The organism is Enterovirga rhinocerotis (assembly GCF_004363955.1).
GTDB classification, from domain to species: domain Bacteria; phylum Pseudomonadota; class Alphaproteobacteria; order Rhizobiales; family Beijerinckiaceae; genus Enterovirga; species Enterovirga rhinocerotis.
This window is the reverse complement of record NZ_SNZR01000017.1, coordinates 191,493-203,990: the sequence shown is the minus strand read 5'-3', so window position 1 is coordinate 203,990 and position 12,498 is coordinate 191,493. Positions and strand designations below refer to the sequence as shown.

10 protein-coding genes are annotated in these 12,498 nt (G+C 69.8%); 4 read left to right on the top strand and 6 right to left on the bottom strand.

Annotated features, from left to right (window positions below; translation table 11 throughout):
• The first annotated feature begins 58 nt into the window (after nucleotides 1-58).
• From EV668_RS22880 to EV668_RS22870, 3 genes are all read left to right on the top strand, one after another.
• On the top strand, nucleotides 59-1,654 hold the full coding sequence (locus EV668_RS22880; RefSeq protein ID WP_133774542.1) for a sulfite reductase subunit alpha: 1,596 nt from the start codon (nucleotides 59-61) through the stop codon (nucleotides 1,652-1,654).
• A gap of 169 nt (nucleotides 1,655-1,823) precedes the next feature.
• The gene (locus EV668_RS22875; RefSeq protein ID WP_133774540.1) at nucleotides 1,824-4,523 is read left to right on the top strand and encodes a nitrate reductase; all 2,700 of its coding nucleotides are present in this window, start codon (nucleotides 1,824-1,826) and stop codon (nucleotides 4,521-4,523) included.
• A 27-nt stretch (nucleotides 4,524-4,550) separates the two neighbouring features.
• On the top strand, nucleotides 4,551-5,276 hold the full coding sequence (locus EV668_RS22870; protein ID WP_133774538.1) for an SDR family oxidoreductase: 726 nt from the start codon (nucleotides 4,551-4,553) through the stop codon (nucleotides 5,274-5,276).
• Nucleotides 5,277-5,282: 6 nt separating this feature from the next.
• On the opposite strand, the gene EV668_RS22865 is transcribed toward EV668_RS22870, so the two are convergent.
• The 6 genes from EV668_RS22865 to EV668_RS22845 are packed head-to-tail and all read right to left on the bottom strand — an operon-like array spanning nucleotide 5,283 to nucleotide 10,860.
• The gene (locus EV668_RS22865; protein WP_133774664.1) at nucleotides 5,283-6,005 is read right to left on the bottom strand and encodes an IclR family transcriptional regulator; all 723 of its coding nucleotides are present in this window, start codon (nucleotides 6,003-6,005) and stop codon (nucleotides 5,283-5,285) included.
• A 5-nt stretch (nucleotides 6,006-6,010) separates the two neighbouring features.
• The gene (locus EV668_RS25110) at nucleotides 6,011-6,913 is read right to left on the bottom strand and encodes an NAD(P)-dependent oxidoreductase (protein WP_208111613.1); all 903 of its coding nucleotides are present in this window, start codon (nucleotides 6,911-6,913) and stop codon (nucleotides 6,011-6,013) included.
• Entirely contained in the window at nucleotides 6,910-8,370 is a 1,461-nt protein-coding gene (locus tag EV668_RS25105) for an aldehyde dehydrogenase (protein WP_208111612.1), read from the bottom strand. The genes EV668_RS25110 and EV668_RS25105 overlap by 4 nt, the downstream gene beginning before the upstream one ends.
• A complete protein-coding gene (locus tag EV668_RS22855; RefSeq protein ID WP_133774536.1) occupies nucleotides 8,367-9,581 on the bottom strand; it encodes an ABC transporter substrate-binding protein in 1,215 nt (404 codons plus the stop codon). Before EV668_RS22855 ends, EV668_RS25105 begins: the two co-directional genes overlap by 4 nt.
• Nucleotides 9,578-10,441 carry an alpha/beta fold hydrolase gene (locus tag EV668_RS22850; protein WP_133774534.1) on the bottom strand — a complete coding sequence of 288 codons (864 nt, stop codon included), beginning with the start codon at nucleotides 10,439-10,441 and terminating at the stop codon, nucleotides 9,578-9,580. The genes EV668_RS22855 and EV668_RS22850 overlap by 4 nt, the downstream gene beginning before the upstream one ends.
• Nucleotides 10,438-10,860 carry a hypothetical protein gene (locus EV668_RS22845; RefSeq protein WP_133774532.1) on the bottom strand — a complete coding sequence of 141 codons (423 nt, stop codon included), beginning with the start codon at nucleotides 10,858-10,860 and terminating at the stop codon, nucleotides 10,438-10,440. Before EV668_RS22845 ends, EV668_RS22850 begins: the two co-directional genes overlap by 4 nt.
• A gap of 175 nt (nucleotides 10,861-11,035) precedes the next feature.
• Between EV668_RS22845 and EV668_RS22840 the strand changes: the two genes are divergently transcribed.
• Nucleotides 11,036-12,451, top strand: coding sequence for an APC family permease (locus tag EV668_RS22840; RefSeq protein ID WP_245513378.1), 1,416 nt, complete (start codon nucleotides 11,036-11,038; stop codon nucleotides 12,449-12,451).
• The last annotated feature ends 47 nt before the right edge of the window (nucleotides 12,452-12,498 follow it).

Sequence of the window (12,498 nt, the reverse complement as noted above, 5' to 3'; positions counted from 1 at the left end):
GCTTTTGGGTGGCTTCGTCGGCTGCGCCTCCTCGCAAGGACGGTGTTGGAGACGTCGCATGACCGCCCATGTCCCAACCCCCGTCCTCGCCATTCCGGACTCGGCGCCGTTCAGCGCGGAGCAGCGCTCCTGGCTCTCCGGCTATTTCTCCGCGCTCCTCTCGCCCGACATGCTGGGCGCGACGCCGATCGCGGGCGATGCGGGCGGATCCTCCGGCCCGGAACTCGCCGAGAACGACACCGCTCCCTGGCACGATCCGTCGATCGCCCTTCCCGAGCGCATGGACATGGCGAAGGAGCGCCCGCTCGCGCCGCGCCTGATGGCGGCGATGGCCCAGCAGGATTGCGGGCAGTGCGGCTATAACTGCGCCGATTACGCCAATGCCCTGTTCCTGAAGACGGAGGAGCGGCTGAACCTCTGCGCGCCGGGCGGCAAGGAGACCGCCCGCATGCTGAAGGCCCTCGCGGCGGAAATGGGCGAGGCGGGCGCCGCGCCGGCCGAGGCGAAGGCGGTCGATGGAGCCGCGGTCCCGAGCGGTCCGCGCGGCTATTGCCGCGAGAATCCCGCTCCCGCGACCTTCCTGTCGCGCCGCAGGCTGAACGGCGAGGGCTCCGAGAAGGAGACCTGGCATGTCGAGATCGACCTCACGGAATCGGGGGTCGAGTATGTCGTCGGCGACAGCCTCGGGGTCTTCGCCTCGAATGCGAGCCTCGTGGTCGATGCCGTCATCGCGCAGCTCGGCGCACGCCCCGAGCGGATGATCGGGGAGAAGCCGCTCCGTCTCGCCCTGATGGAGGATTACGATCTCGGCCCCGCGCCGGACGCGCTCTTCACGCTCATCTCGCAGGTGACGGGCGGAGACACCCGGAAGACGGCGCGGGCCCTGGCGGCCGGCGAGGATCCGCATGGCGACCTCGCCGCGCTCGACGTGCTGGGCGCGCTGCACAAGTTCCCGATGGCACGGCCCGACGCGGAGGCCTTCCTCGAGGCGCTCGAGCCGCTGCAGCCGCGCCTCTACTCGATCTCCTCCTCGCCCAAGGCCGATCCCGGCCGCGTGACGCTGACCGTCGACGCCGTCCGCTACGCCATCAACCGGCGCCAGCGGCTCGGCGTCGCCTCGACCTTCTTCGCCGAGCGCATCGCGCCCGGCACGCCGCTTCGGGTCTACGTCCAGAAGGCCCACGGCTTCGCCCTGCCGAAGGATCCGAAGACGCCCGTCATCATGGTCGGGCCCGGGACCGGGATCGCCCCCTTCCGCGCCTTCCTGCGCGACCGCGAGGCCGACAGGGCGCCCGGCCGCAACTGGCTCTTCTTCGGCCACCAGCGTTCCACCAGCGACTTCTTCTACAAGGAGGAGCTGACCGCGATGAAGGAGGCCAGGTTCCTCGATCGCCTGACCCTCGCCTGGTCGCGCGACGGCAGCGAGAAGATCTACGTCCAGGACAGGATGCGCGAGGTCGGGGCCGATCTGTGGGCCTGGTTCAAGGACGGCGCGCATTTCTACATCTGCGGCGATGCCAAGCGCATGGCCAAGGATGTCGAGACCGCCCTCGTCGACGTGGCCGCACAGCATGGCGGACTGAGCGCGGAGGAGGCGGTGGCCTTCGTCCAGGGGCTGAAGAAGGCCGGCCGCTATCAGGCGGATGTGTATTGATGGGGCGGCATTGCGCACCGCTTCTCCCCTTGCGGGAGACGTCGAGCCGCCCGGCAGGGCGACCGGATGAGGGGTGGACCCCGTCGATGTTGCGCACCCCTCACCCGGTCGAAAGCTGGCGCTCCCGACCACACCTCTCCCGCAAGGGGAGAGGTGGCGCGTCGGAACCATGAACGCCCATCCGGGGCCCGTCGCGCCGCCGGCGATCCGGACGACCTGTCCGTATTGCGGCGTCGGCTGCGGGGTGCTGGCTCGGCCGGACGGGCTCGGCGGCCTCGCCGTCGAGGGCGACCCGGACCATCCGGCGAATTGCGGCCGTCTCTGCTCGAAGGGCTCGGCGCTCGGCGAGACGGTCGGCCTCGAGGGCAGGCTCCTTCATCCGATGGTCGAGGGGCGGCGGGCGTCCTGGGACGATGCCCTCGGGCGTGTCGCGGGGGACCTGTCGCGCATCGTGGCCGAGCACGGCCCCGACGCGGTCGCCTTCTACCTGTCGGGCCAGCTTCTCACCGAGGATTACTACGTCGCCAACAAGCTGATGAAGGGCTTCGTCGGCTCGGGGAATGTCGACACGAATTCGCGGCTCTGCATGTCGTCCTCGGTCGCCGGCCACCGCCGCGCCTTCGGGGCCGATATCGTGCCGGGCTGCTACGCGGATCTCGACGAGGCGGACCTCATCGTCCTCGTCGGCTCGAACGCGGCCTGGTGCCACCCGATCCTGTTCCGCCGGATGCTCGACAACCGGGCGAGGCGCGGCGCGAAGATCGTCGTCGTCGATCCGCGGCGCTCGGCGAGCGCCGACGAGGCCGACCTCTTCCTGCCGGTCGCCGCGGGCCAGGACACGGCCCTGTTCTGCGGCCTCCTCGTCCATCTGGCGGAGAGCGGGGCGCTCGACGCGGATTTCCTCGGCGGACGGACGGAGGGTTTCGGCGAGGCCCTGGCCCGCGCCCGCGAGATCGCGCCCGACCCGGCCTCGGTGGCCCGGGCGACGGGGATCGCGGAAGCCGACCTTGCCGCCTTCTACGACCTGTTCCGGACGAGGGAGAAGGTCGTCACCTGCTATTCCCAGGGCGTCAACCAATCCGCCCAGGGTACCGACAAGGTCGGCGCGATCGTCAATTGCCATCTCGCGACGGGACGGATCGGCAGGCCCGGCATGGGGCCGCTCTCCCTCACCGGCCAGCCCAACGCCATGGGCGGGCGGGAGGTCGGCGGCCTCGCCAACATGCTCGCGGCGCATATGAACTACCTGCCCGCCGAGATCGACCGCGTCGGCCGGTTCTGGGACGCGCCGCGCATGGCCCGGCGCGAGGGGCTGAAGGCCGTCGCGCTCTTCGACGCGATCGACCGGGGCGAGGTCCGGGCGCTCTGGGTGATGGCGACCAATCCCGCCGTCTCGCTGCCGGATGCGGACCGGGTCCGGGCCTCGCTCGCGAAGCTCGACCTCCTCGTCGTCTCGGAGAACGTCGCCTCGAACGACACCACCTCCCGCGGCGCCCATGTCCTCCTGCCGGCCGCCGCCTGGGGCGAGAAGGACGGCACCGTCACCAATTCCGAGCGCCGCATCTCCCGCCAGCGCGCCGTCCTGCCGCTGCCGGGCGAGGCGAAGCCGGATTGGTGGATCGTCAGCGCTGTCGCCGCCCGCATGGGGTTCGCGAGCGCCTTCCCCTATCGCAAAGCGGCGGACATCTTCCGCGAGCACGCCGCGCTGACGGCCTTCGAGAACGGGGGCGAGCGCGTGCTCGATCTCGGCGGCCTCGCCGATCTCGGCGACCGGGGCTATGACGACCTCGCGCCCGTGCAGTGGCCCGTCGGCGCTGACGGGGAGGGGACGGCGCGGCTCTTTGCGGAACGGCCGTTCCAGACGCCGGACGGCAGGGCGCGCTTCGTCGCGCCCGCCTTGCCGCGTCTCGCGACGGAGACGAGCGAGGCCTATCCGTTCGTGCTCAATACGGGGCGCATCCGCGACCAGTGGCACACGATGACCCGGTCCGGCCGGAGCCCTCGGCTCGGCTCGCACCGGCCCGCGCCCTTCGTCGAACTCCATCCCGCCGATGCCGCGCGGCTCGGCCTCGGAGACGGCGATCTCGCCCGCGTCTCGACCGCGATGGGATCATGCGTGCTGGAGACCCGTCTCGCCGAAGGCCAGCCGCCGGGCACCTTGTTCTCGCCGATCCATTGGAGCGGCGAGACCTCCTCGGACGGGCGCATCGGTGCCCTCGTCCACGACCATGTCGACCCGTTCTCGGGCCAGCCGGAGATGAAGGCGAGCCCGGCCGCCATCACTCCCGAACCCATGCCCCTGCGCGGCTTCCTCCTGTCGCGGCTGCCGATCGGGCTGCCGGACGGCACCTGGTGGGCGCGCGCCGCGATCGAGGGCGGCACCGGAACGCTCTTCGCCGCGCGCGGCTCGATCGGCCGGATCGCGGCCTGGGCGCCCGCTCTCGTCCCGGGCGCCGAGATCGCCGATTATCTCGATGCGGGCGCGGGCGTGTACCGCCTCGCCGCCTTCGTCGAAGGCCGGCTCGAAGCGGTCTTCTTCGCGGGTCCGGCCGCGGCGCGGCCCCATTGGGAGGCGGCACGGGCGCTCTTCGCCGCCGAGGCGGAGGGCAGGGGGGCGCGGCAGGCGCTGTCGGGCCGGAATGCGGGGCCCGATCCGGGGCCGCTGGTCTGCGCCTGTTTCGGGGTCGGCCTCGCGACGATCTGCGATGCCATCCGGACCAAGGGCGCGACCTCGACGGAGGCGATCGGCGCCGCTCTCCGCGCGGGCACCAATTGCGGCTCGTGCCTCCCCGAACTGCGCCGCATCCTCGCCAGCGAGGCCGCCACGCCTGCAAACGAAAGATTGTCTGACAGTCTGGTGGTGCGCTAAGCCGGTCCGACCAAAAGGGAGGATACGATGGCGACGATTCTACTGACGGGAGCAGCGGGCGGGCTCGGCCGGGCCATGGCGAAAGCGGCCGTGAGCGCGGGCCATCGCCTGGTGCTGGTGGACCGGGACGAGGCGTCGCTCGCCGCGTTCGCGAAGGAACTGGGATCCGGCGTCTGCACGATCCGCCTCGACATCACCGATGCGGCTGCCGTCGACAAGCTCCTCGACGCCGTCCCCGAAGCCTTCCGGCCGCTCGACGTGCTGATCAACAATGCCGGCCACGACATCGGCGGGCGCATCCGGTTCGACGAGGGCTCGCCCGACGACTGGGCGGCGATCATCCAGACCAACCTCATCGGCCTGATGCGCGTGACGCGGGCCATCGTGCCGGATTTCGTGCGGCGCGATGCGGGCCACATCGTCAATGTCAGCTCGATCAATTCGGTGCGGATCATCCCGGACATGGCGGCCTACAGCACGAGCAAGGCGGGCGTGCGCATGTTCACGCAGACCCTGCGCGGCGAGCTCGCCGAGACCGCGATCCGCGTCACCGAGATCCTGCCGGGCCTCACCAAGACCGGCATCATCAAGACGCGCTATCGCGGCGACGAGGAGAAGACGAAGGCCTATTTCGACCAGTTCAAGCAGGCGCTGGAGCCCGAGGACGTGGCGCGGACCGTGATGTTCGCGCTCGACCAGCCCCCGCATGTCCAGATCGCGGAGATCATGGTTCTGCCCGTCAACCGGTTCTGAGCCGCCTCAGCCTGCCGCCGCCGCGCGCGCGCCGCTTCCGCCGAGTTCGCGCGTGAGGCGAGCGGCGGCTTCGGTGAGCGCGCCCGCCATGCGGGCGACCGCCTCCTCCGTGAACCGGTCTCCCGGACCGGACAGGGACAGCGCCCCGACAAGGCCTCCGGGGCCGAAGACGGCCGTGGCCATGCCCGCGCAACTCGTGTCGCGCTCGCCGCGCGACAGGGCGACGAAGGGAGTTCCCGGTGCGTGGCCGCCGCGGGGCGCCGAGGGGTCGGGGCTCGCCAGGACGCGTCCGGCCGCGCCCCGATCGAGCGGCAGGATCGCGCCCGCCTCGACCCGGTCGAGCGTCGAATGGTGCGAGTTCACGCGGAACAGGCAGAGCCGCGTCCCGGCGCCGTGGCGGATATGGAAGGAGGCGCTCTCGGTGCCTCGCTCGACGAGGTCCTGGAGCACGGGAAGGACGTGCTGCCGCAACGGGTTCTGGCGCTCGTAGGAGAGGCCGAGCCGGAAGGCGGAGCCGCCGAGCCCGTAGCGCCCGTCGGGCAGGCGGGCGAGGTATCCGGCCTCCTCGAGGGAGGCCGCGAGACGCAGGATGGTGCTCTTGTAGAGCCCGGTCGCGCGGGCGAGTTCGGCGAGCGTGCTGGGCTCTTCCTTCCCGGCGAGGGCGCCCAGAACCGAAAGGGCGCGGTCCACCGCCGCGACCCCGTCCTTCCGCGCCTCGACCGCCCCCATCTCGCTCACCCCTTGCCGGCCTCCGGATCCGAGCCGGCGATGATACGGCTCACGACGGGCCAGTACAGATCGCCGTAGCCTGCTTCGGCGCTGCGCGCGAGAAGGGCGTCGGCCGTCTTCGCCCCGGCAAGGTCGACGCCCACGCTTTCGGCGAGGGCGAGGGCGTAGGAGAGGTCTTTGCGGGCATAGTCGGTCGAGAAGGCGCGCTCGGGGAAGGCGCCCGGCAGGACGGCCTTCATGCCGTGGTTCCGCAAGGCGAAGCTGTCGGCCGACCCCTTGGTCAGGGTCTCGAACAGGACCTTGCCGTCGAGCCCGGCGCGCCGGGCCACCGCGATGGCTTCCGACAGCGCGACGACGGTCTCGACCAGGACCATGTTGTTCATGATCTTGACGATCTGGCCTGCGCCCACCGGGCCGCAATGGGTGACGTCGCTCGCGAGCGTGTCGAGAAGCGGCTCGAGTTCGGTGAAATCCGCCTCGTCAGCGCCGACCATGATGCTGAGCGTGCCGTCCTCGGCGGCCTGTCGCGTGCGGGCGATCGGCGCGTCGGCGTAGCGGGCTCCCTTCGCCGTGAACCGGGCGGCGAGATCGCGCGTCAGGTCGACCGGCGAGGTGCCGAGATCGACGACGAGCGTGCCGGGGCCGATCGCCGCGAGAAGGCCGTCCTCGCCCGCGCAGACCGCCTCGACATGCTTGCCCGAGGGCAGCGCCATGAAGATCACCGAGCAGGAGGAGGCGAGTTCGGCGAGGCTTCCGGCGGCGGCGACGCCGTGCTCCTGCAGACGGGCGAGCGGCTCGGGCGCACGGTCGAAGGCGAGGACGGCTCGGCCGCTCTTCCGCGCCAGGTTCCGGCACATGGGCTCGCCCATGACGCCGAGCCCGATGAAACCGATCCTTGTGCCGCTCACAGCTTCACGCCCCCGAGATAGATGCTCTTCGCCTGCTGGTAGAGCCGCATTCCGCCGATTCCCTTCTCGCGCCCGAGGCCGCTGTCCTTGTAGCCGCCGAAGGGGGTGGCGATGCTGAGCTGCTTGTAGGTGTTGATCCAGACCGTGCCCGCCTCGATCCGCCGTGCGATGCGGAGCGCCCGCGTGACGTCCGACGTCCAGATGCCGGAGGCGAGGCCGAAGGCCGTGCCGTTGGCCTGGGCGATCAGATCCTCCTCGTCGTCGAAGGGGAGGATGCACAGGACCGGGCCGAAGATCTCTTCCCGCACCACGCGCGCCGAGCCGTCGAGGCCTCCGATCAGCGTCGGCAGATAGAAGGCGCCGGCTGCGAGCGCCGCATCGTCGGGGCGTGCTCCGCCGGCGATGATCTCCCCGCCCTCGTCGCGGGCCGATTGCACGAAGCGCTCGACGGTCTCGCGCTGGCGGAAGCTCGCGAGCGGGCCCATCCGGCTGTCCGGCGCCAGCGGCATGCCGACCTTCAGCGACGTCGCGCGTTCGCGCATCAGGGCAACCATCCGGTCGAGCGCCTTGCGCTCGACGAACAGCCGCGAGCCCGCGACGCAGGACTGGCCCGACCCCTCGAAGATGCCGTCCTGGACGGCGGCCGCCGCCCTGTCGAGATCGGCATCGGCGAACACGATGTGGGGCGACTTGCCACCGAGCTCCAGCGCGGCCGGGATGAGCCGGCCCGCCGCGATCTGCGCGATCGCCCGGCCGGTCTCGGTGCCGCCGGTGAAGGACACCATCCGGACGCCGGGATGGCGCACGAGCGGCACGCCCGTCTCGGTTCCGGTTCCGGTGAGGACGTTGAGGAGGCCGGGCGGCAGGCCTGCCGCGAGCGCGATCTCGGCGACCGCGATGGCCGCCGTCGGCGTGACCTCGGAGGGCTTGACGATGACGGCGTTGCCGGCCGCGAGGGCGGGCGCGATCTTCTGCGCCTCCATCGTCAGCGGGGAGTTCCACGGCGTGATGGCCGCGACGACGCCCACCGGCTCGTAGGTCGTCATCGACAGATAGTCGCCGCGCGACGGCGTGACCTCCGATCCGGTCGTCTCGCAGACGCCGGCATAATAGCGGAAGGTCGCCGCCGCGCTCGCGACCTGGGTTCGGCATTCCGCCAGGACCTTGCCGTTCTCCCGGCGCTGGATCGCCGCGAGGTCGTCCGCCTTCGCGACGATCCCGTCGGCGATGGCGGAGAGGATGCGCGCCCGCTCGTGCGGGCGCATGTCGCGCCAGCCCGGCCGGGCGACCGCTTCCTGCGCGGCCTCGACGCAGCGCGCGACATCCTCGGCTCCGGCCGCGGCCACCTCGTAATTGACCTCGCCCGTGGCGGGATCGACCGAGGAAAAGGGCGTGCCGGACCCCTGGACGCGCTCGCCGGCGACGAGGAAGCCGACTCTCGATCGCGACTCCGTCATTTCTTCACCAGCGAGCACTCGCTCTCGGAGAGCGGGCGGAAGGCCTCGTTGCCGGGGACCTTCTGGACGATCTTGTAGTAATCGTACGGGTACTTGGATTCGGCGGGAGTCTTGACCTGCACGAGGAACATGTCGTGCAGCACGCGGCCGTCCGCGCGGATCTCGACCTTCTTGTTATACATGTCCTCGACCGGCATCTCGCGCATCTTGGCGGCGACGATCTTGGGATCGTCGGTCCCGGCGGCCTTGATCGCGGCGAGGTAGTGGCGGACGCCGCTATAGGTGCCGGCGTGGATCATCGTCGGCGGAACCCGTCCGCCGCTGACCTTCATGAAGCGCTTGAACCAGGCGCGGGTCTCGTCGTTCGCGTCCCAGTAGAACGACGTCGTCACCTGGAGCCCCTTGGCGGCCTCGAGGCCGAGCGCGTTGACGTCCGTGATGAAGACGAGCAGGCCCGCCAGCTTCTGGCCGGAGGTCACGATGCCGAATTCGTTCGCCTGCTTGATCGCCGTCTGAACATCCTTGCCCGAGGTCGCGAGGCCGATGACGTCGGCCTTCGAGGATTGCGCCTGGAGCAGGAAGGACGAGAAGTCCATCGCGTTGAGGGGATGGGCGGCGCTTCCGATGACCTTGCCGCCCGCCGCCTGGATGAACTGCGTCGCGTCGCGCTGGAGCGCATGTCCGAAGGCATAGTCGGCGGTCACGAAGTACCAGTTCTTGCCGCCCGCCTCGGTGATCGCCTTGCCGGTGATCTTCGCCAGCGCATAGGTGTCGTAGTTGAAGTGGAAGCTCTGCGGCGAGCAGGCCTTGCCCGTGAAGTCCGAGGCACCCGGCCCGGTCACGACGAAGATCTTGCCCTTCTCGTTGACGACATTGAGGATGCCGAAGCCGGCCGACGAGGCCGCGCCGTCGGCGATCAGGTCGACGCCGTCCTGATCGATCCACTTGCGCGCGATGGTCGAGGCGATGTCGGGCTTGTTCTGGTGATCGGCGGTGATGATCTCGATCCGCTTGCCGAGGATCGTGTTGCCGAATTCCTCCGCCGCGAGCCTCGCCGCCGCGACCGAGCCGAGCCCGCCATTGTCGGCGAAGACGCCGGACTGGTCGTTCAGGACGCCGATGCGGATGACGTCGCCGGCGGCCTGGGCGGCGGCGGGCAGCGCGAGAGCGCCGCAGATGGCGAGGCCGCGCAGGGCCGTCTTGAGGTTCATCGTGTTTCTCCCTCGAGATGTCTGATCTTTTCGAGAACGGGCAGGATGTAGCTGCGGAACTGGGCGGGGTTCTCCGACATCGGAAAATGCCCGAGCCGTTCCATCACCGTGACCTCGGCGCCCGCGATGCTCTGCGCGGTGCGGATCGTGTCGTCGGGCGAGCAGGAGAAGTCGTATTCCCCGGTGAGCAGGAAGAGCGGGCAGATGGCGGTGTCGATCGCGCCGATGCGCGGCCGCAGATCGCCGTCGACCCGGTAGAAATAGAGGTCGCCTTTGAAGATTCCGGGGCCGCCCTGCATGTAGTGCCAGAGCGTTTCGCGCCGGGCCGCGTCCGGGCCGCCGGGTGCGATCAGGCCCGAGACCAGCGCGGCGCAGGCCTCGCCGCCATGGACGTCCGGACGGTGCAGCCAGGTCGTGTCGTACCAGGGCTGCTGGAAATCCGCCGCTTCGAGACCGACGAGAGCCCGGAACTCGGCCGCGTGGTCGATGGCGAGGTTCAGGACGATGCGCCCGCCGATCGAGCAGCCCATGACGACGGGACGGTCGAGCCCGAGCGCGCCGCTCACCGCGCGGATGGTGTCGGTGTAGGATTTCGTCGTCAGGCGATATTCTTCGCCCTGCCACGTCTCGGGCGGGTTCGACTTGCCGTGGTAGGGCATGTCGAAGGCGATGACCCGGAAATGCCGCGTGACCTCCTCGTCGTTGAGGAGATGACGCCACTGGCGGCCGTCCGATCCTGCCGTGTGCAGGCAGAGGAGAGGGATGCCGGAGCCGGCTTCCTCGACATAGACGCGGTGCGGCACCCCGGCGATCTCGCAGCGCAGGTAGCGGCCCGTGATGGGCTCGAAATCGGGGGTCATGCAGCCCTCCCGACGGGCTTGCCGAAGGAGCCGCGCGGCAGGGCGAGCAGATCCTTGAAGTACTGGAGATTGGCGATGAAGGGCTGGAGATCGCCCTCGAGCGTCGCGGCGCCGCGTTTCGTCAGCGCGAGAAGATCGTGGAAGCCCGGCCTCGGCACCGGTTCCCAGAATGCGGCCCAGGCCTCCGGCGTCGCGCGATAGGCGAAGCGCCAGGAGCGCATCAGGACCGGCCCCCGCAGGACCTCGACGACTTGACCGGCTTCGATCGTCACGTGGAGCGGCGCGGAGGGCGTGCCGAAGAGGCAAGCGACCGTCAGGAAGCGGCCGCGCCGGACGAGATCGGCATCGGCGAGTTCCGGGAGCCGGGCGAGGGCCTGCGCCACCTCGTCCTCCGCCGGCGCGGCTTCGTCCTTCCTCAAGGCTCTCTCCTGTGTTCTGCTAGATAGAACTATTATTCTATTATGAGTGCATACCATTGGACTCGGGTGCTGGCAACGCATGTCGATTCGGGGGGTGGAGGAGCGCGATTTCCGCATTGCCGCGGCCGCGGGCGCGGTGCATCCTGACCGGCGACGTCAGCGTCGGAGCAAGAGCATGGCCGTGGAAAGCGTCCGATCGTCAGCACCTCCGGCCGAACCCAGCCTGCACCGGGTGATGGGGCCCTGGCTGCTCCTGCTCTTCATCGTGGGAGACATCCTCGGAACCGGGATCTATGCGCTGACGGGGCAGGTCGCGAAGCAGGTCGGGGGCGTCGTCTGGCTGCCCTTCCTCGTCGCCTTCGTGGTGGCCCTGATCACGGCCTTCTCGTATCTCGAACTCGTCACGAAGTATCCGAAGGCCGCCGGCGCCGCGCTCTACACGCACCGCGCCTTCGGCATCCACTTCGTGACCTTCATCGTCGCCTTTGCCGTGATGTGCTCCGGCATCACCTCGGCCTCGACGGCCTCGCGGGCCTTCGCGGCGAACATGTCCCACGCCTTCGACCTTCATTTCTCGCCGACCGGGATCACGCTCACGGGGCTCGGCTTCATGGCGCTCGTCGCCGCCATCAATCTGCGCGGCGTCGGAGAGAGCGTGAAGGCGAACGTCGTCCTCACGGTGGTGGAACTGACCGGCCTTCTGATCATCATCATGATCGGGTTCTGGGCCATCTCCCGCGGACAGGGCGACGTCTCGCGCGTCCTCGAGTTCAAGCCGATGCCGGAGGGGCAGAGCTTCTTCTGGCCGGTCATCGCCGCGACGACACTCGCCTTCTTCGCGATGGTGGGGTTCGAGGATTCGGTGAACATGGCGGAGGAGACGGAGAACCCGACCAAGGTCTTCCCGAAGATCCTGCTCGCGGGGCTTCTGATCACCGGCGTGATCTACGTGCTGGTGTCGATCTCCGCGATCACGCTGGTCCCGCCCGATCAGCTCGGCGAGGGCGAGGCGCCGCTGCTCAAGGTCGTCCAGGCCGGCGCGCCCTGGTTCCCGCTCGCGGTCTTCGGCTTCATCTCGATGTTCGCGGTCGCCAACTCCGCCCTGATCAACATGCTGATGGCGAGCCGGCTCGTCTATGGCATGAGCCGCGAGCACGTCCTGCCGCCGATCCTCGGCAAGGTCCATCCGACGCGGCGGACGCCCTATGTCGCCATCGCCTTCACGACGCTGCTGGCCTTCGGCCTGATCACCTTCGTCGGCGGCGTGCCGCAGCTCGGCGGCACGACCGCGCTGCTGCTGCTATGCGTCTTCACCGTCGTGAATGTCGCCGTGCTCGTCCTGCGCAAGGACAAGGTCGAGCACGACCACTTCCGCACGCCGACGCCTCTCGCGATCCTCGGCATGCTGTCCTGCGCCTTCCTCGTCGGGCCGTGGACGGGGCGCGATCCGTCCCAATACACCATCGCGGGCGTGCTCCTGGCGATCGGCGTCGGGCTCTGGCTGGTCACGGTGGCGATCAACAAGGCGACCGGAACCGTGCCGAGCGAGCCCGTGATGGAGGATCTCGGCGGCCACGGCCCGCAGAATTGAGGATGCGGGGCTCCGCCGTTGTGTCGGAGCCTCGTGCTGCGGACAAC